This window comes from Caulobacter sp. GW821-FHT11E10, from assembly GCF_058808375.1.
This window is the reverse complement of the sequence record NZ_JBXARP010000006.1, coordinates 351,440-369,223: the sequence shown is the minus strand read 5'-3', so window position 1 is coordinate 369,223 and position 17,784 is coordinate 351,440. Positions and strand designations below refer to the sequence as shown.

Here is a 17,784-nt window from a genome sequence, read left to right as displayed (position 1 = left end):
GCTGGCGTAGCCGTTGACGTTCCCAGTCCTGAGTTGACGACTGCATCTAGTTCACGGCTCCGCCCCCATCTCGATCAGAGGCCGGCCCACGCCCACCGCCTGTTCGATGCTGATCGCGACCGGAACCTTCGCGAACGGCTTCCAGCCGTCGCAGACCACCTTGGCCACCGCATCATCGGCGGCGCCGGGCGGAATCGCCGCCGCCGGACGTTGATCTCCCGTCACCGGACCCTCGCGACCGCCCGCCCGGATGCTGCCGAACCCCGCGTGGGCGATCGTCCGCGCCTCGCAGTCGATGACCTCGTGACGCCAGCCGCCCCAGAACTCTTCAGCGCCGGCCTTGAAGCCGCCCTCGGTTACCTGCAGCACCCGCAGCCGCGCCGTCCGGCCGGTCCACTGGACGCTCCCCATGTCCACGAACACCGCGAAACGGCCGACGTCGGCCAGGCGCAGCTCAAGCGGGGCTGGAAGCGTAGCAGGCGAGGGGGTCTGGGCGAGCGCGGGCGCTGTCCACACACAGAGGCTCAGGAGGGCGTTTCGCGTCGCGCGCAAATGGTCTAATCGGCTTTTCATGATCCAGCGTCGACGCCCCGTACCCTTCGAACTCGGCCCCGTGCACTTCATCGGCATCGGCGGCATAGGCATGTCCGGCATCGCCGAGATCATGCTGCGTATCGGCTACACCGTTCAGGGCAGCGACGCCAAGGCCAGCGCCAACACCGAGCGGCTGGAGAAGCTGGGCGCGCGCATCTTCATCGGCCACGAGCCCGGCCACGTCGAGGGCGCCTCGGCCATCGTCTATTCCACGGCCGTGAAGGCCGATAATCCGGAAATGGTCGCCGGCCGCGACAAGCGCCTGCCGCTGGTGCGCCGCGCCGAGATGCTGGCCGAGCTGATGCGCCTGCAGTTCTCGATCGCCGTGGGCGGCACCCACGGCAAGACGACGACGACCTCGATGGTCGCGGCCCTGCTGGACGCCGGCGACCTGGACCCGACCGTGGTCAACGGCGGGATCATCAACGCCTACGGCACCAACGCCAAGGTCGGCGAGGGCGACTGGATCGTCGTCGAGGCCGACGAGAGCGACGGCTCGTTCCTGAAGCTGAAGTCGACCGTGGCCATCGTCACCAATATCGACGCCGAGCACCTGGACCACTGGGGCGACTTCGACTCGGTGAAGAAGGGCTTCCAGGCCTTCATCGAGAACATTCCGTTCTACGGCTTCGCGGCGGTCTGCACCGACCACCCGGAAGTCCAGGCCCTGACCTCGCGCATCGAGAACCGCCGCCTGGTGACCTACGGCACCAATCCGCAGGCCGAGGTCCGCGTCTCCAACATCGAGATGGGTCCCGAGGGCGCGACCTTCGACATCATCGTCTCGCCGCGCGACGGTGAGGCGGTGCGCTATGACGGCCTGAAGATGCCGATGGCCGGCCACCACAACGTGCTGAACGCCACCGCCGCCGTGGCCGTGGCCCGCGAGCTGAGCGTCGACGCGGAGTCGATCCGCAAGGGCCTAGCCACCTTCGGCGGGGTCAAGCGCCGCTTCACCACCACCGGCGTGGCCAATGGCGTCCGCGTGGTCGACGACTATGGCCATCACCCGGTCGAGATCGCCGCCGTGCTGAAGGCCGCCCGCGCCGTGACGCTGGGCAAGGTCATCGCCGTGGTCCAGCCGCACCGCTACACCCGCCTGCGCGACCTGATGACCGAGTTCAGCAGCTGCTTCAACGATGCCGACACGGTGATCGTGGCCGACGTCTATACGGCCGGCGAACAGCCGATCCCGGGCGTTGATCGCGACCACCTGGTCGAGGGCCTCAAGAAGTTCGGCCACCGTCGGGCCCTGCCGTTGGAAAGCCCCGCCGCCCTGGCGGCCTTGGTCGCCGCCGAGACGACCAGCGGCGACCTCGTCGTCCTGTTGGGCGCGGGCGACATCACCGCGTGGTCTTACGCCCTGCCGGGCCAGCTGGAAGCGTTGGCCAAGTGAAGCTGAGCCGCTGGCTTGCGGCCAAGGCCGCGATCGTCGTCACGGTGATCGCGTACCTCGTCGGAAGCTGGTGGTTCACCGAGCGGCTGGCGAACGGGCGGCCGACCACGCCGGGCGGCCGGTTCACTGTGCCGTTCAAGCAGCATGGCGAAGTGACCTATGTCACACCGGTCGAGCACTGGACGCACATCGCCTTGATCGTCGCCGGCGTTCTGCTCGTCCTGGCCTGGTGGATGGTCGAGCACTTTGAGAAACGATCCAGGACGCGCTAGAGCCCTCGTATGAGCTGGAAAACCAATCTCCCCGCCGTTCGCGGCAAGTTGCTGATCGACGAGGCGCTGGCGCCGTTCACCTGGTTCCGCGTCGGCGGACCGGCCGACGTGGTGTTCCTGCCGGCCGACGAGCAGGACCTGTCCGACTTCCTGAAGGCGCTGGATCCGGCCGTGCCGGTGCTCGCCATCGGCGTGGGCTCCAACCTGCTGGTCCGTGACGCCGGAGTCGACGGCGTGATCATCCGCCTGGGCCGGGGCTTCAACACGGTCGAGGCCCTGGGCGACAATCGCATCAAGGCCGGCTCGGCCGTGCCGGACGCCATCCTGGCCCGCAAGGCGGCCGAGGCGGGCATCGCGGGTCTCGAGTTCTATGCGGGCATCCCGGGCACCATCGGCGGCGCGGTGATCATGAACGCCGGCTGCTACGGCTCCGAGACCGTCAACGTCATCAAGTCCGCGCGGGTGATGAACCGCCGGGGCGAGGTCTCGGAGATCTCGGGCGAAGGCTTCGGCTACACCTATCGTCACAGCGACCTGATGGGCGCGGGCCTGATCGTGCTGGACGCGATCTATGAGGGGACCGCCGACGCGCCCGAGGCCATCAAGGCCCGCATGGCCGAGATCACCTCGCGCCGCGAGACCACCCAGCCGATCCGCGAAAAGACCGGCGGCTCGACCTTCAAGAACCCGCCGGGCCACTCGTCGTGGAAGCTGGTCGACGAGGCCGGCTGGCGCGGCAAGCCCTTTAGCGTGGATGGAAAGAGCGGCGGGGCGATGTTCTCGCCGCTGCACAGCAACTTCCTGATCAACACGGGCGAGGCCACGGCGGCTGACCTGGAAGGCCTGGGCGAGGCGGTCCGCGCCGATGTGCTGGCCAAGACCGGCGTGCAGCTGGACTGGGAGATCAAGCGGATCGGGCGCCCGGCCTAGGGCGCCGGCCGCGGCTTCGCATACTTCACCGCATTGCTGACTCCCCCTGGCGCGAACCGGTGCTATGACTCCCGCGCCATTGGGGAGAATCCTTGCTCATGTACCGTAGTCTGCTGGCCGCCTCCGCCACTCTCGCTTTGATTTCCGGCGCTTTGATTTCGAGCGCCGCCTACGCCCAGGATCTCAAGACCGCCGAAGCCTTGCGCGACAAGGCGTTGCTGGATCGCACGGCCTGGGACATCACCGAGGACCTCACCACCACCATCGGCCCGCGCCTCGTCGGCTCGCCGGCCATGGAGCGCGCCAAGGACTGGGGCGTGGCCAAGTTCAAGGCCCTGGGCTTCACCAACATCAAGGTCGAGCAGTTCGCCAAGCCGTCGTGGACGCGCGGCGAAGAGAGCGCCGAGCTGGTCGGTCCCTATTCGATGAAGCTGGGCATCGTCGGCCTGGGTCGCACGATCCCGACGCCCGCCGCCGGCATCGAAGCCGACGTCGCCCTGTTCCGCACCTATGCCGAGATGATCGCCGCCCCCGAGGGCGCGCTGAAGGGCAAGATCGTCGTCATCACCCAGCCGATGGTCAAGGCCCAGGACGGCTCGGGCTACGGCGTCGCCGGCATCTCGCGCCGCGCCGGTCCGGTGGAGGCCGCCAAGCGCGGCGCCCTGGCTCTGCTGATCCGCTCGGTCTCGACCTCGGACTCGACCGTGCCGCACACCGGCGTCACCGGCTTCGGCGAGGGCGTGGTCACCATTCCCGCCGCCGCCATGGGCGTGCCGGAAGCCGAGCAGCTGGAACGCCTGGCCAAGAAGGGCCCGCTGCGCATCAAGCTGAAGCTGGCCTCGACCGTGGATCCCAATGACGTCGCCTGGAACATCTCGGGCGAGATCAAGGGGACGGAAAAGCCGGACGAAGTGATCGTCATCGGCGGCCACCTGGACAGCTGGGACGTCGGCACCGGCGCCCTGGACGACGCCACCGGCGTGGCCATCACCACGGCCGCCGCCAAGCTGATCGGCGACCTGCCCAAGCATCCCAAGCGCACCATCCGCGTCGTGATGTTCGGCTCGGAGGAAAGCGGCGGCTCGTCGGACGCCTATATCGCCGCGCACAAGGACGAGGTCTCCAAGATCGTCCTGGCTGGTGAAAGCGATACGGGCGCCGACCGCATCTATTCGCTGAAACTGCCGGCCGGCGCGGCCACGCACCCGATCGCGACGACCGCCGCCAATCTGCTGGCCCCGCTGAAGATCTACGTGAACCGCACGCCCGCTTCGCACGGCGGCGCGGACATCGAGGGCCTGGAGGCCGCCGGCGTGCCGTCGATCGAGCTGGAGCAGGACGCCACCCGCTACTTCGACTACCACCACACCGCCGACGACACCCTGAACAAGGTGCGTCCGGACGAACTGGCGCAGAACGTCGCCGCCTGGGCCAGCTTCATCTACCTGGTGGCCGACAGCGACATCGACTTCCGTCCGATGAAGCCGGCGACGGCCGCGGCGCACTAGCTAGCAGGCGCGTCATCCCGGCTCTCCGCTTCGCCGCGGCCGGGATGACGCGCTTGTTGCGTGCGCGGTGGTTGGCAGGTGCGTCCGGGCTGACTAGGAGTGGCTGATATCCAGTCTCCTCCAAGAGTCACGCCTCCATGACCCAACCCTTGTCCGGCCGCCACATCGCCGTCCTTCTCGGCGGCCCTTCGTCGGAACGCGAGGTCAGCCTGGTCTCGGGCCGCGAGTGCGGCGACGCTCTGGAGCGGCTGGGGGCCAAGGTCTCGCGGATCGATCCCGGCGCGGACATCGCCCAGGTGCTGACCGCCACGAAGCCCGACCTCGTGTTCAACGCCCTGCATGGCGAGTGGGGCGAGGACGGCTGCGTCCAAGGGGTGCTGGAGACCCTGAAGCTTCCCTATACCCATTCGGCCGTCCTTCCGTCGGCCTTGGCCATGGACAAGGCCAAGGCCAAGGCCGTGCTGGCGGCCGCCGGCGTGGTGGTGCCGGGCGGTGGTCTCTACAACCGACACGATGTCGCGCGCGACCATGTGTTGCAGCCCCCCTATGTCGTGAAGCCGAATGCCGAGGGCTCCTCGGTCGGGGTGTTCATCATCAAGGAAGGCGCCAACCGTCCGCCGGAAGAACTTGCCTCTCCATCCTGGACTTATGGGGAGGAAGTGATGGTCGAGCCCTATATCCAGGGGTTGGAATTGGCTGTCGCGGTCATGGGTGAGTCAAATGGTCCCAGGGCCATGGATGTCACCGAGATCCGTGCATCCACAGGTTTCTACGACTACGAAGCCAAGTACTCCGAGGGCGGTTCGATCCACGTCCTACCGGCCCCAATCCCAAGCGGCGTAAGGGATCGGGCCATGCGCATGGCCGAGCTGGCCCACTCGGCTCTTGGTTGCCAAGGGGTGACCAGGTCCGACCTCCGTTATGACGACATTAACGACCTTCTGGTCCTTCTAGAGGTCAACACGCAGCCCGGCATGACACCGACTTCGCTCGTTCCCGAGCAAGCCGCTCACGTCGGGGTCTCGTTTGACCAGTTAGTTCTATGGATCGTGGAGGACGCTTATGCCCGCTGTAGTGCGGGGGGGACCGCCTAAGCCTAGGCGACCCCGGGCCGAAGCGCCCGCAAGTCCGAGCAAAGGCAAGCCGGCGCCCAGGGGGGCGCAGCCGGCCGCGAAGTTGCACGCCGCCAGGGGCGTGGGTTTGTCGCCCACGGTCGCCCTGACCGTTGCGGGCGCGGCGCTGGGCCTTGGGCTTGTGGTGATGCTGGCGACAGGACATCGCGCCGAGCGTATCGGCGCGTCGATGGTCCATGGCGTCGACAACAGCTTCGCCTCCGCCGGTTTCAAGCTGAAGACGGTTCACATCCGGGGCGCGTCCGCGACGGCCCAGGGGGACATCCTGAAGGCTTCCGGCCTCTATCTCGACCAGCCGACCCTGGGCATGGACCTCGCCGACGTCCGCCAGCGCGTGCAGGGCGTGGGCTGGGTCAAGGACGCCAAGATCGTGCGCATGCTGCCCGACACCGTGATGATCGCGGTCGAGGAGCGGCCCGCGCTGGCGGTCTGGCAGAACAAGGGCCGGATGAAGGTGATCGACAGCGAAGGCCAGGTGATCAGCGAAGCCGATCCGGCCCGCTTCCCCGGGCTGCCGCTGGTGGTCGGGCAGGGCGCCGACCAGGCCGCCGGCCTGATCCTTCCGGCCGTGGCTTCACGCCCGCGCCTGCGTGATCGTCTCGAAGCGCTGGTGCGCGTCGACGATCGCCGGTGGGACCTGAGACTGAAGGACGGCTCGCTGATCCAGCTGCCGGCCATTGACGAAGATTCCGCGCTGATTCAATTGGATCAGCTCGACCAACGGCAGCGAATCCTGGACATGGGTTTTGCGCGGATCGATCTGCGCGACCCCGAAATGGTTGCTGTCAGACCCCGCGACGCCGTGCTCCCCGGAGCTCCGGCGGCCGACGGGGCATAGATGACGTGATGGACTGAGGTGACGATAGCTATGTCGCGATTGGAGGACCGGAAGCAGGCACGCGAGGGCCTGAAGGCCACGCTCGTGCGCCAGCCCGCCATCGCGGCCGTGGACCTGGGCGCGTCCAAGGTCACGTGCTTCATCATGAAGGCCGACGGCATTCATCGGGACAACCGCACCCTGACGACGTCGGGCGTGGGCTACGTCCAGTCGCGCGGCGTGCGCGGCGGCGCGATCGTCAATCTGGACGAAGCCGCCCAGGCCATCGCCCAGGCCGTCGAGCGCGCCGAGACCGTGGCCGGCGTCAACGTCCAAGGCGTGTCGGTCTGCACCGCCGGCGGCCAGCTGGCCAGCAACCGCGTCCATACCCAGGTTTCGCTGGGCGCCCGCCCGATCGGCGACGGCGACCTGTCGCGCGCCATCGCTTCGGCCCTGGCGCAGGTCCGTATTCCCGGCCGCAAGCCGATCCACTTGCTGCCGATCGCCTGGTCGGTCGACGGCCAGCGCGGCATCCGCGACCCTCGGGCCATGTTCGGCCGCCTGCTGGGTCTTGAGTTGCTGGTCGTCTCGGTCAACGAGAACATCTTCCACACCCTGGCCCACTGCGTCGAACGCGCCCACCTCAGCTTCGAGGGCGTGGTCGCCGCGCCGTTCGCCTCGGCCCTCGCGGCCCTGGAAGAGGACGAGATGGACCTGGGCGCGGTCTGCATCGACATGGGCGGCGGCTCGACCTCGGTGGCCGTGTTCAACAACGGCGCGCTCTGCCACGTCGACAGCCTGGCCGTCGGCGGCGCGCACGTGACGCAAGACATCGCGCGCGGCCTGCAGACCTCGGTGGTCGGCGCCGAGCGCATCAAGACCCTGCACGGCAGCGCCATCGCCTCGGCCAACGAGGACCGCGAGATGATCGAGGCGCCGCCGCGCGGTGACGATCCGGGCGCTGGTCCGGTCATCGCGCCGCGTTCGCTGCTCAAGGGCATCATCCAGCCGCGCGTCGAGGAAACCCTGGAACTGCTGCGCGAGCGCCTGAAGGCCTCGGGCGCGCCGGTCGAGCCGGGCGCGGGCATTGTCCTGACGGGCGGCGCCAGCCAGCTGGCCGGCGTCCGCGAGGTCGCCGTGCGCGTCTTTGATCGTCCCGTTCGCCTGGGCCGTCCGCGCCGCGTGCCACACCTGGCCGACGCCGCCTCGGGTCCCGCCTTCTGCGCCGCCGCGGGCACTCTGCACCGCACCGCCTTTGGCCCGCGCGAGGCCGTCTCGTCCAAGGCCCTGGCCGGCGGTGTGGCCCGCAAGCGTCCGCTGGATCCCAACGCCAGCCCGATGGCCAAGGCCGCCGCCTGGCTGCGCGACAACCTCTAGGGGCCTCGGCCCGAAAGTGCGGCCGGTTTTCGGGAAAGCCGACGCCCAAAGCTCAAAACGTGGACCTGTAGCCACGCTCCAATCTTCAAGCGTGATTAACTCTATCGCTTAACTTTAAAGGCCCGGTCGAGCTTCTCGGCCGGGCTTTTTGCTGCTCTACGCGGCCTATATTCGCCAGAATCTCCACTCAGCGTCGTTCGGTCGCACGCGCCTGTGGATCCCCGAGGAACCCTTGGTTCGCTTGGAGATTCTGTTGATAGATCACAATTTATCCCACGGCCGCGCTCGACCAGACCACGACTCAGATTATGCAGTTAACCGCCGATTAACGATGGTGGTTGTTCTGTTAACACGATCGTCGAGGCATCCCCGGCGATTGGGTGTCGCCGAGGTCTTTATTTGACGATTTCGGCGTTAGGACGCGAGGGTCCCATGGCTATTTCTCTTTCCGCGCCGCGTACGACCGAGCTGAAGCCGCGTATCGTGGTCTTTGGTGTCGGCGGCGCAGGCGGCAACGCCGTGAACAACATGATCGAGGCTGGCCTCGAGGGTGTTGAGTTCGTGGTGGCCAACACCGACGCTCAACAGCTCCAGTTCGCGAAGACGGACCGACGCATCCAGCTTGGCGTGCAGATCACGCAGGGCCTGGGCGCCGGCGCGCACCCCGAAGTGGGCATGAGCGCGGCCGAAGAGAGCTTCCCCGAGATCGGCGAGCACCTCGACGGCGCTCACATGGTTTTCATCACGGCCGGCATGGGCGGCGGCACCGGGACCGGCGCCGCGCCGATCATCGCCAAGTGCGCTCGTGAGCGCGGCATCCTGACCGTCGGCGTCGTGACCAAGCCCTTCCACTTCGAAGGTCGTCACCGCATGCGCCTCGCCGACAGCGGCATCCAGGAGCTGCAACGCTACGTCGACACCCTGATCGTCATTCCGAACCAGAACCTGTTCCGCGTCGCCAATGAGCGTACGACCTTCGCCGAAGCCTTCGGCATGGCCGACCAGGTGCTGCACTCGGGCGTCCGTTCGATCACCGACCTGATGGTTCTGCCGGGCCTGATCAACCTCGACTTCGCCGACGTCCGCACGGTCATGACCGAGATGGGCAAGGCGATGATGGGCACCGGCGAAGGCGCCGGCGAAGATCGCGCCCTGATGGCCGCTCAGAACGCCATCGCCAACCCGCTGCTGGACGAAGTCTCGCTGAAGGGCGCCAAGGCCGTGCTGGTCAACGTGACCGGCGGCATGGACATGACCCTGCTGGAAGTCGACGAGGCGGCCAACGCCATCTCTGACCAGGTCGATCCGGAAGCCAACATCATCTTCGGCGCGGCCTTCGACCCGTCGCTGGAAGGCGTGATCCGCGTGTCGGTGGTCGCCACGGGCATGGACGGCGCCTCGATCGCCCAGATCGAGCCCAAGCCGGTCACCCGCAACACCACGACCCAGCCGCTGATCGCCGACACCACCCGTCCGGCCCCGCAGCCGGAACCGGCTCGCCCGACCGCCCGCTATGAAGCCGCTCGCCCGGTCGAGCGTCCATCGTCGGCCTTCATGGCCGAAGCGGCTCCCGAGCCCGAGATCGTCATGGCCGCCGCGCCCCAACCGGAGCCGGAAGCCGAACTCTATTACGACGAGCCGACCGTAGCTGAAGAACCGCGTATTTCCGCGGCCGCGGCCCGGCCGGTGACCCGCATCGTCGACCCGATGGTCGAGGAAGCCGGCGACGAGCCGCTGTTCCCCGAGAACAACTATTACGAAGAGCGTCGTCCCCAGAAGCAGGGTGGCTGGCTCTCGATGTTCGGCGGCGGTCGCCAGCGTTACGAGCAACAGACCTCGTCGGCCCCGCAACCGCAGGCCCGCTCGACCCAGAGCGCTCGCCCGCAACTGCAGCCGCTCGACGCCCCGCAAGCCGACGACGGCGAAGACCTGGAAATCCCGTCCTTCCTGCGCCGACTGGCCAACTGAAAGACGGCCCCTAAGAAGGGACCCAAGTGATCGAAGCGCCCCGGGAGAGATCCCGGGGCGTTTTGCGTTTGGGCGCCCGTCAGGACGCCGCGGGGTCTAGGGATCGATGGTCAATGCGACCGGCGCCTTGCCGCCCAGCGTCAGGGCGTTCGACAGTTTCTGAGCCAGCTCCGCCTGGCGAAATGGCTTGCGGATCAGGCGGTCCTCGTGGGCGAACGCCAAGGCGTCGGCATCCGCGTAGCCAGTCGAGAACAGGATAGGGACCGAAGCGCGACGCGCGTTCATTTCCTTGGCCAACGACGCGCCGTTCATGCCGGGCATAGCGAAATCCAGGATGACCGCTTCGATGTCCGTTCGCGTTTGAAAGGCCTCCAGCGCCGCGCCGCCGCTGCCGGCCTCCAGGACTCGGTAGCCCAGATCGCGGAGATATCCAGTGGTCACCTGGCGCACGGCCTCATCGTCGTCGACCACCAGGATCAACGCCTGCGCGCCGTCGTCCGCCTCCGGGCCGCGATGCTCGGTCGCCGGCAAGCTGGGAGCGGATGTCGCCTTGGGAAGGAAGATGCTGATCGTGGCGCCGTGGCCCACGCGGGTGTCGATCTTCACCCCGCCGCCGGACTGCTTGGCCAGCCCGAACACCTGGCTCAAGCCCAGGCCCGATCCCTTGCCGACATCCTTGGTCGTGAAGAATGGCTCGAAGGCGCGCGACCGCACCTCGTCCGTCATTCCCGACCCGTTGTCGGTCACCGACACCACGACGAAATTGCCTTCGGGGGGATCCTCCGGCGCCAGGGGCGGACCGGTCACGACATTGCGCGTGCTGATCAGCAGCGCGCCGCCCACGTCCATCGCATCGCGGGCATTGATGGCGAGGTTCAGGATCACCAGTTCAATCTGGGTGGGATCGATCATCGCCGGCCAGAGGTCGGCCGCGAGATCGGGCTCCTGGATCTGAACGCTCCCGCCGATCGTGCTTTGCAGGAGGTCGCGCATGCTGCTGACCGTGTCGTTCAGGTCGACAGCACGAGGCTCCAGCTTCTGCCGGCGGGAAAAGGCCAACATCTGGGCGGTCAGGCGCGCGCCGCGCCGCGACGCTTCCCCCATGAGCGAAAGGCGGCGGGCCAGATCCGGATCATCGATCCGCTTCTGCATCTGCTCGATATTGCCGATGACGACGGTCAACAGGTTGTTGAAATCATGCGCCACGCCCGAGGTCAGTTGACCGACCGCTTCGAGGCGCTGGGCCTGGCGCAGGGCGGTCTCGACCTTCTCGCGCTCCTCGATCTGGTCAGCGAGCTGGCGGTTGGCGGCCTCGAGCTCGGCGGTTCGTTCGGCGACGCGGCGTTCCAGCAGGACCTCGCCGCGGCGAATTTCCTCGATCAGCTCGCGAGCCTCGTACTGGCGACTGCGCCCACGCAGGGCGGTGCGAACGGCGCTGACAAGGGTGGTCGGATGGAATGGGCGCTCCAGGAAGCTGACGTTGCCCAAGGTCGATGACAGGCGCTTGGCGACCGGATTGCGCTCGACGCTGCCGCCGCGCTGGGTGAGCACCAGGAACGGAAAGTCGGACCAGGAAGGCTGGCATTCGATCCACCGGGCCACGGGGGCTAGGTCGGCGTTTCGCAGGGCGTCGTCGACGACGATCGCGAGGCCCGCGCCGCCATCGATCTCCAGATGCAAGGCTTCCAGGTCCTTGCACACCGTCACGGCGACTTCGGCCTCGCGCAGGATGGCGGCGGCGATCTCGGCGTCTCGCCCGGACGGCGCCAGTACAAGAGCGCGCTGGGAATGGGCGCCGCCCGTGCTCATGCGGAGGCGTCGCCCATCAGCCCGCTGCCCTGGCCAACGAAGTTCGGAACGCCCCGCAGGACGCCTTGGAAGCCCTTGAGCGGCGCGCCGAGCGACAGGCCGCTTGAGCTGATTTCGAACTCACGAATGGTCTTTTCGTGCTCGCCAGACCGTTTCTTGATCACCGAGACGGCGCGACGCACATCGCCCAGCGCCTCGAAGTAGCGCAGGAGAATGACGGTGTCGGCGAGATAGGTGACGTCGACCGGCGCCTTCATCTCCCCGACGAGACCATGCTGGGCCACGGTCAGGAAGGTCGAGGCGCCCTGGCGGTTCAGATACTGCAGCAGTTCGTGGATGTGCAGGACCAGGAACTGCTCCTGGGGCATCGCCGCCTGGTAGCCGTTCAGACTGTCGATCACCACCGTCTTGATGCGCTGCTCGCTGACGCAGCGACGCACACGGGTGGCGAACTCGCCCGGCGAGAGCTCGGCGGCGTCGACCTGCGCGACGACCAATTGGCCGTCCGCCTGCATCGCCTCGAGATCGATGCCGAGTTTCTTCATCCGGTCGTAGAGGAGGCCCAGCTCCTCATCGAAGATGAACAGCGCGGCGCGCTCGCCCCGGGCCACGGCGGCGACCGCGAAGTTGATGGCGAACAGGGACTTGCCGGTGCCGGCGGGCCCCAAAATCAACGCGCTTGAGCCCCGCTCGATACCGCCGCCCAGCAAGGTGTCCAATTCCATCACCCCGCTGGACACGGCGCTGCGGTCGAAATCGGTGCGGTGTTCGGAAGCGACGATGCGCGGGTAGACCTCGAGGCCGCCGGTCTTGATCGTGAAGTCGTGGAAGCCGCCACGGAAGCGGCGCCCGCGATACTTGATGATCCGGACCCGTCGACGCTCGGCGCCGTATTCCGGGGCCAGCTCGTGGAGCTGGATGACGCCGTGGGCGACGCTGTGCACGGTCTTGTCGTTGACGTCGGTGGTCAGGTCATCGAGCAGGAGCACCGTGGCGCCGTGCTTCGCGAAATAGTGCTTCAGGGCCAGCACCTGGCGGCGATAGCGCAACGAGCTCTGCGCCAGGAGACGGATCTCCGAAAGGCTGTCGATCACGACCCGACGCGGCTTCTTGGCCTCCACGGACCCGAAGATCATCCGCGTCGTTTCGCCCAGCTCCAGGTCCGACGAATAGAGCAGGCTCTGCTGCTGCTGCTCGTCCAGCAGGCTTTCGGGCGGCACCAGTTCGAAGATGTCGACGCCTTCGAGGGACCAGTTGTGAGACTTCGCCGTTCCGCGCAGTTCCTGCTCGGTTTCCGAAAGGGTGATGTAGAGGCCGGTCTCGCCGAGGCGGGCGCCCTCGATCAGGAAACTCATGGCCGCGGTGGTCTTGCCCGTCCCGGGCGCGCCCTCGAGGAGATAGACGCGGTCGCGTTCCATCCCCCCGGCGAGCACATCATCAAGGCCCGGAATCCCGAAGCCGGCATCACGCGTAAACCCGCCGGCTTGTTGTCCGTCCATGTGTCTCGTCGTCGGTTAGCCGAATAGCAACGCTCGGCGGCCGACTTGGTTACATGGAGAGTCGACGCCGCTCCCTAGTCGATCTTCACGAACGGCGTGGCCCCACCGGTGACCTTGGGCAGTTCGCCGTTCCACTTCTCGATGGCCAGTTGCTGCAGGATTTGCGGGTTTGCGCGCAGGGCCTCGCCCTTGATGCGGATGGACTCGGCCTCGCCGCGGGCGCGGGCGATGGCGGCGTTGGCGAGAGCGGTTTCCTTGGCCTCCAGGGCCTTGGCGGCCAGGGCTTCCTGCTCCAGCTGCGTCTTGGCCTGCATCTGCTGGATGATCGCGGCCGGGTAGCGGATGGAGCCGATCCAATCGAGTTGCGAGACCGTCACGCCGTGGCGGGCCCACTTGCTGGCCACGCGGGCATAGGCCTTCTGGATCACCATCTGGCGACCGCCGCTGTAGAGGGTTTCGACCCCGACCTTCTCGGCCTCGGCGGCGACGGCCGAGCGGACGTCGTTGCGGATCGGGCCGTCCAGCAGTTGGTCGAACGATAGGCGATAGGTCTGGTAGAGGTTCGGCGCCGAGGCCGGGTTGACCTGCAGGGTCACCGAGACGTCGGCCGTCATCGGCAGGCCGGTGTTGTCGGAGAAGGTGATCTCCTCGTTCTCGTTGCCGCGCTCGTCCTTCTCGCGGGTGTAGCTGTAAGTGCGCTGGATCACCGGATACTGGATGATCCGCTCGCCGATGCCCCGGAAGTACCAGCGGGCGGGCAGGGGCTCGGGCGCGACGCCGGCCGAAGAGCCCAGGGTGCGGATCTTGACCCCGACGTTGCCCGGCTCGACCGTCGTGCTGTGCGACAGGACCGAGCACGAGCCCAGCAACAGCAGGAACACGGCGGCCACGCCGACCAGGATCTGCTGCCCGCGCATCCGGAACGGCGGCTTGGGCGGACCCTTGCGTGACATGGAGGCGAAGGGGCTGTCGGTCATTCGGGATCCTCGGACTCGGTCTTCAGGGTCTTGGAAAGGTCGCGCAGCAGGATGGAAGCCAGCTTGCCGAGCGCCAGCACGCCGACCACGAAGGCCGCCGGGGCGGCGACCAGGCCGATATTGGTTCCGGAGCCCCACAACGGGCCGACGATCACGCGCATCAGGACGATGGCCAGGAACACCCAGCCCACCAGATAGGCCGTCGCCTTGGCGTAGATCACCCCAGCCCCTCCGCGCGCCGGAGCGGCCGGCGTCTCGCCCCATGGTAGACCGCCAAGTCCCGCTTGGCGCAAGGGCGGTCGGTTCGAAATGCGATGACGCTACGTTCCAGCGGCGAAGCGCGATAGATTGGCGCTATATGCCAGTTTCAAGCCTGATTGGGTCACGATGAAGCTCACCCGCGCGGACCGGAAGATCCTCCAGATCCTGCAGGAGGATGGCAAGATCTCGAACGTCGACCTTGCCGAGCGCGTGGGGCTGTCACCCAGCCCGTGCCTGCGCCGCGTCAAGCAGCTGGAGGCCTCGGGCCTGATCAGCGGCTATGTCGCCCTGCTGGACCGGCGCAAGGCCAAGCTGGACGTGCTGGCCTATGTCGAGGTGCAGGTCGACCGCCACAGCGAGGAAGCGGCCGAGGCCTTCCGGCAGGCGGTGCTGCGCGAGCCCGAGGTGGTGGGCTGCTACGTGATGACCGGCGGCTTCGACTATCTGCTGAAGGTGGCCGTGCCCAACCTCGACGCCTATGCGGACTTCTCGATGAAGCGCCTGCTGAAGATGCCGGCGGTCAAGGATATTCGCTCGTCGTTCGTGCTGGACACGATCAAGGACTCGACGGCCCTGCCGCTGGACTATCTGGAATGATCACATTCTATCGGTCTGGTGACCATAATTGGTTGAATATGACCGTTTACAGGCATCACGCAGTCATCATCGCCACGTTCTGACTTCCAGTCCGCGATAAGCTGCCGCTCTCACTTCATTGGAGCGCGGCCGCATGCTGGTTCTCGATCGCAAGCCTCTGTCGCCCGCCTGGGCCTCGCCGATGCGCCCGGCGCTGGAAGGCGTGCAGGGCTACAAGGCCGGCATGACCCTGGCCGAGGCCGGCCGCCGCACGGGGCTGTCGACCTTCTCCAAGCTGGCCAGCAACGAGAACCTGTTGGGCCCCAGCCCCAAGGTCGCCGAGGCGGTCATGGCCGCCATGGCCGAACCGCACATCTATCCGGACCCGCACAGCGACGTGTTGCGCGCCGCGATCGGCGAGCGCCTGGGCGTTTCGCCCGCGCGCCTGGTGATCTCGCCGGGCTCGGAAGCCCTGATCGACTACCTGTTCCGCGCGGTGCTGCACCCGGGTGACTCGATCCTGCTGTCCAGCCCGACCTTCCCGACCTATGAGATCTTTGGCCGCTGCGCCGAGGCGCGGATCATCGACGTGCCGCGTCTGGCGAACTTCGACATCGACGTGCCGGCCGTCTGCGCCGCCGCCGCCCAGGGCCCCAAGCTGCTGGTGCTCTGCACGCCGAACAACCCGACCGGCAACGCCCTGAAGGCTGAGGCCTTCAAGCAGATCCTCGACGCGACCCCGCGCTCGACCATGATCTTCGTGGACGAGGCCTATCGCGAGTATCACGAGGCGTTCGACACCTTCGCCCTGCTGGACGCCTGGGGCGGCCCGTGGGTGTCGGCGCGGACCTTCTCCAAGGCCTATGGCCTGGCCGGCCTGCGCATGGGCTATGGCGTGGCCTCGTCGGCCGAGCTGGTCGAGTATCTGGACCGCATCCGCCCGCCGTTCAACGTCACCGCCGTCAGCCAGGCCGCCGCCCTGGCCGCCTGGGGAGACCGCGAACACCTGGACCGCACCGTCGCCCTGACCATCGCCGAGCGCGGCCGGGTCGAGGCGGTGCTGGACGACATGGGCGTGGAGCATACCGAGAGCCACGCCAACTTCGTCTTCCTGCGCTCGCCGGCTGGCGCCGAAACGACCGCCGCGCATTTGTTGCAGGAAGGGCTCATCATCCGCCCGACGCCGGTCGCTGGCGGCTGGGTCCGCATCACCATCGGCCGTCCGGCCGACAACGACGCCCTGATCGCCGCCCTGCCGGCGGCCCTGGCCCTCTAAGCTTCACGGAGACGCCCCCATGACTCTCGTCACCGAACAGAACCCCCTGGGCCTCGACGGCTTCGAATTCGTCGAGTTCACCAGCCCCGATCCCGCCGCCATGGTCGCCCTGATCGAGCAGCTGGGCTTCGTCGCGGCCAGCAAGCACCCGACCAAGCCGGCGACCCGCTACAAGCAGGGCCGCATCAACCTGATCGTCAACCAGGACACGGCCGGCCAGGTCGCCGCGTTCCGCGCCGACCACGGTCCGTCGGCCAATGGCATGGCCTTCCGCGTCGAGAACGTCGAGCAGGCCTATGCCGAAGCCGTCAAGCGCGGCGCCAAGCCGGCCGACGCCAGCCGCTCGCTGCTGGGCTCCGACGCCAAGGTTCTGGAAGGCATCGGCGGATCCTTGCTCTACCTCGTCGACCGCTATGGCGACGCCGGCACGATCTATGACGGCTGGGAACAGGTCCCGGGCGCGGCCCTGGCGGAAGCCAAGAACAATGTCGGCCTCGACCTGCTCGACCACCTGACCCACAACGTCAAGCGCGGCCAGATGCGGACCTGGTCGACCTTCTACAACCAGATCTTCGGTTTCGAGGAGCAGAAGTACTTCGACATCAAGGGCCAGGCGACCGGCCTGTTCAGCCAGGCGATGATCGCGCCCGACAAGGCCATCCGCATCCCGCTGAACGAGAGCCAGGATGACAAGAGCCAGATCGAGGAGTTCATCCGCCAGTACAACGGCGAGGGCATCCAGCACCTGGCCATGACGACCGACGACATCTACGGCACCGTCGAGAAGCTGCGCGCCCGGGGCGTCAAGCTGCAGGACACGATCGAGACCTACTACGAGCTGGTCGACAAGCGCGTCCCGGGCCACGGCGAGGACCTGGAGCGCCTGAGGAAGAACCGCATCCTGCTGGACGGCAATGTCGGCGACGAAGGCCTGCTGCTGCAGATCTTCACCGAGAACCTGTTCGGTCCGATCTTCTTCGAGATCATCCAGCGCAAGGGCAACCAGGGCTTCGGCAACGGCAACTTCCAGGCCCTGTTCGAGAGCATCGAACTGGACCAGATCCGCCGTGGCGTGATCACGGTCGAGGCTTGAGGGCTTTACCGGGCGCATGTCATGGCGTGTGATCGCGCCATGACGCCCGTGGTTGAAATCCGAGACAGCGAGCACGGCGTGGTGCTTTCGAGCGCCAACGCCGAGCTCATCGATGTTCTGGAAGACTTCCTAACCGAGGAGTGCTTCGTCGAGTTCAGCGTCAAGTTCGAACCTGAAAGAACCTCTCTGCTGTTTGGGGAGGCTAGTTCGGTTTCGAAAGTGGAAGCGCTGTATGAACGTTTTCTGGCGTTCGATGCGACGAGAGCGACCTGAGTTTCCGATCTCCTCGGCGAAGACC

Annotated in this window: 18 protein-coding genes; 13 read left to right on the top strand and 5 right to left on the bottom strand. The window is 67.1% G+C overall.

The annotated features are described in order from the left end of the window. Window positions 1-51 precede the first annotated feature (51 nt). Window positions 52-573, bottom strand: a complete 522-nt coding sequence (locus AC1RRV_RS14960; protein WP_492860441.1) for a hypothetical protein — start codon at window positions 571-573, stop codon at window positions 52-54. Between AC1RRV_RS14960 and murC the strand changes: the two genes are divergently transcribed. From murC to ftsZ, 9 genes are all read left to right on the top strand, one after another. Continuing rightward, window positions 572-1,990, top strand: coding sequence for a UDP-N-acetylmuramate--L-alanine ligase (gene murC / locus AC1RRV_RS14955; protein ID WP_492860440.1), 1,419 nt, complete (start codon window positions 572-574; stop codon window positions 1,988-1,990). The genes AC1RRV_RS14960 and murC overlap by 2 nt on opposite strands. Beyond that, window positions 1,987-2,262 carry a hypothetical protein gene (locus tag AC1RRV_RS14950; RefSeq protein ID WP_492860439.1) on the top strand — a complete coding sequence of 92 codons (276 nt, stop codon included), beginning with the start codon at window positions 1,987-1,989 and terminating at the stop codon, window positions 2,260-2,262. Before murC ends, AC1RRV_RS14950 begins: the two co-directional genes overlap by 4 nt. Window positions 2,263-2,271: 9 nt before the next feature. Continuing rightward, window positions 2,272-3,192, top strand: coding sequence for a UDP-N-acetylmuramate dehydrogenase (gene murB / locus AC1RRV_RS14945; protein ID WP_492860438.1), 921 nt, complete (start codon window positions 2,272-2,274; stop codon window positions 3,190-3,192). A 92-nt stretch (window positions 3,193-3,284) separates the two neighbouring features. Then, window positions 3,285-4,700, top strand: coding sequence for a M20/M25/M40 family metallo-hydrolase (locus AC1RRV_RS14940; protein WP_492860437.1), 1,416 nt, complete (start codon window positions 3,285-3,287; stop codon window positions 4,698-4,700). Window positions 4,701-4,837: 137 nt separating this feature from the next. Next, window positions 4,838-5,794, top strand: coding sequence for a D-alanine--D-alanine ligase (locus AC1RRV_RS14935; protein WP_492860436.1), 957 nt, complete (start codon window positions 4,838-4,840; stop codon window positions 5,792-5,794). Continuing rightward, window positions 5,763-6,671: a cell division protein FtsQ gene (ftsQ, locus tag AC1RRV_RS14930; RefSeq protein WP_492860435.1), complete on the top strand. Its 909-nt coding sequence runs from the start codon at window positions 5,763-5,765 to the stop codon at window positions 6,669-6,671. Before AC1RRV_RS14935 ends, ftsQ begins: the two co-directional genes overlap by 32 nt. Before the next feature lie 30 nt (window positions 6,672-6,701). Next, complete coding sequence (gene ftsA, locus AC1RRV_RS14925) at window positions 6,702-8,027, top strand: cell division protein FtsA (protein WP_492860434.1); 1,326 nt, start codon at window positions 6,702-6,704, stop codon at window positions 8,025-8,027. A 331-nt stretch (window positions 8,028-8,358) separates the two neighbouring features. Next, window positions 8,359-8,430, top strand: a complete 72-nt coding sequence (locus AC1RRV_RS14920) for a hypothetical protein (RefSeq protein WP_492860526.1) — start codon at window positions 8,359-8,361, stop codon at window positions 8,428-8,430. Window positions 8,431-8,459: 29 nt separating this feature from the next. Next, window positions 8,460-9,995 (top strand): cell division protein FtsZ, encoded by a 1,536-nt coding sequence (gene ftsZ, locus AC1RRV_RS14915; RefSeq protein WP_492860433.1) that lies wholly within the window; start codon window positions 8,460-8,462, stop codon window positions 9,993-9,995. A gap of 96 nt (window positions 9,996-10,091) precedes the next feature. Here the strand turns inward: ftsZ and AC1RRV_RS14910 are convergent, their stop codons facing one another. From AC1RRV_RS14910 to AC1RRV_RS14895, 4 genes are all read right to left on the bottom strand, one after another. Beyond that, a complete protein-coding gene (locus tag AC1RRV_RS14910; RefSeq protein WP_492860432.1) occupies window positions 10,092-11,804 on the bottom strand; it encodes a response regulator in 1,713 nt (570 codons plus the stop codon). After that, window positions 11,801-13,303 (bottom strand): ATPase domain-containing protein, encoded by a 1,503-nt coding sequence (locus AC1RRV_RS14905; RefSeq protein ID WP_492860431.1) that lies wholly within the window; start codon window positions 13,301-13,303, stop codon window positions 11,801-11,803. Before AC1RRV_RS14905 ends, AC1RRV_RS14910 begins: the two co-directional genes overlap by 4 nt. Before the next feature lie 74 nt (window positions 13,304-13,377). Beyond that, window positions 13,378-14,280: an SPFH domain-containing protein gene (locus tag AC1RRV_RS14900; protein WP_492860430.1), complete on the bottom strand. Its 903-nt coding sequence runs from the start codon at window positions 14,278-14,280 to the stop codon at window positions 13,378-13,380. After that, the gene (locus AC1RRV_RS14895) at window positions 14,277-14,501 is read right to left on the bottom strand and encodes a hypothetical protein (RefSeq protein WP_492860429.1); all 225 of its coding nucleotides are present in this window, start codon (window positions 14,499-14,501) and stop codon (window positions 14,277-14,279) included. Before AC1RRV_RS14895 ends, AC1RRV_RS14900 begins: the two co-directional genes overlap by 4 nt. A 166-nt stretch (window positions 14,502-14,667) precedes the next feature. Between AC1RRV_RS14895 and AC1RRV_RS14890 the strand changes: the two genes are divergently transcribed. The 4 genes from AC1RRV_RS14890 (at window position 14,668) to AC1RRV_RS14875 (ending at window position 17,759) form a co-directional block, all read left to right on the top strand. After that, window positions 14,668-15,138: an Lrp/AsnC family transcriptional regulator gene (locus AC1RRV_RS14890; RefSeq protein WP_492860428.1), complete on the top strand. Its 471-nt coding sequence runs from the start codon at window positions 14,668-14,670 to the stop codon at window positions 15,136-15,138. 118 nt (window positions 15,139-15,256) lie between these two features. Beyond that, window positions 15,257-16,393, top strand: coding sequence for a histidinol-phosphate transaminase (hisC, locus tag AC1RRV_RS14885; protein WP_492860427.1), 1,137 nt, complete (start codon window positions 15,257-15,259; stop codon window positions 16,391-16,393). A gap of 19 nt (window positions 16,394-16,412) precedes the next feature. After that, window positions 16,413-17,486 carry a 4-hydroxyphenylpyruvate dioxygenase gene (gene hppD, locus AC1RRV_RS14880; RefSeq protein ID WP_492860426.1) on the top strand — a complete coding sequence of 358 codons (1,074 nt, stop codon included), beginning with the start codon at window positions 16,413-16,415 and terminating at the stop codon, window positions 17,484-17,486. A 39-nt stretch (window positions 17,487-17,525) separates the two neighbouring features. Next, window positions 17,526-17,759, top strand: a complete 234-nt coding sequence (locus tag AC1RRV_RS14875; RefSeq protein WP_492860425.1) for a hypothetical protein — start codon at window positions 17,526-17,528, stop codon at window positions 17,757-17,759. Window positions 17,760-17,784 lie beyond the last annotated feature (25 nt).

Excerpts from the sequence above, each read along its gene's own strand:
- AC1RRV_RS14905 (WP_492860431.1), bottom strand. The coding sequence starts at position 13,303 with ATGGACGGACAACAAGCCGGCGGGTTTACGCGTGATGCCGGCTTCGGG.
- AC1RRV_RS14875 (WP_492860425.1), top strand. The coding sequence starts at position 17,526 with ATGACGCCCGTGGTTGAAATCCGAGACAGCGAGCACGGCGTGGTGCTT.
- AC1RRV_RS14960 (WP_492860441.1), bottom strand. The coding sequence starts at position 573 with ATGAAAAGCCGATTAGACCATTTGCGCGCGACGCGAAACGCCCTCCTG.
- AC1RRV_RS14910 (WP_492860432.1), bottom strand. The coding sequence starts at position 11,804 with ATGAGCACGGGCGGCGCCCATTCCCAGCGCGCTCTTGTACTGGCGCCG.
- ftsA (WP_492860434.1), top strand. The coding sequence starts at position 6,702 with ATGTCGCGATTGGAGGACCGGAAGCAGGCACGCGAGGGCCTGAAGGCC.
- ftsQ (WP_492860435.1), top strand. The coding sequence starts at position 5,763 with ATGCCCGCTGTAGTGCGGGGGGGACCGCCTAAGCCTAGGCGACCCCGG.
- AC1RRV_RS14935 (WP_492860436.1), top strand. The coding sequence starts at position 4,838 with ATGACCCAACCCTTGTCCGGCCGCCACATCGCCGTCCTTCTCGGCGGC.
- ftsZ (WP_492860433.1), top strand. The coding sequence starts at position 8,460 with ATGGCTATTTCTCTTTCCGCGCCGCGTACGACCGAGCTGAAGCCGCGT.
- AC1RRV_RS14890 (WP_492860428.1), top strand. The coding sequence starts at position 14,668 with ATGAAGCTCACCCGCGCGGACCGGAAGATCCTCCAGATCCTGCAGGAG.
- murC (WP_492860440.1), top strand. The coding sequence starts at position 572 with ATGATCCAGCGTCGACGCCCCGTACCCTTCGAACTCGGCCCCGTGCAC.
- AC1RRV_RS14900 (WP_492860430.1), bottom strand. The coding sequence starts at position 14,280 with ATGACCGACAGCCCCTTCGCCTCCATGTCACGCAAGGGTCCGCCCAAG.
- hppD (WP_492860426.1), top strand. The coding sequence starts at position 16,413 with ATGACTCTCGTCACCGAACAGAACCCCCTGGGCCTCGACGGCTTCGAA.
- murB (WP_492860438.1), top strand. The coding sequence starts at position 2,272 with ATGAGCTGGAAAACCAATCTCCCCGCCGTTCGCGGCAAGTTGCTGATC.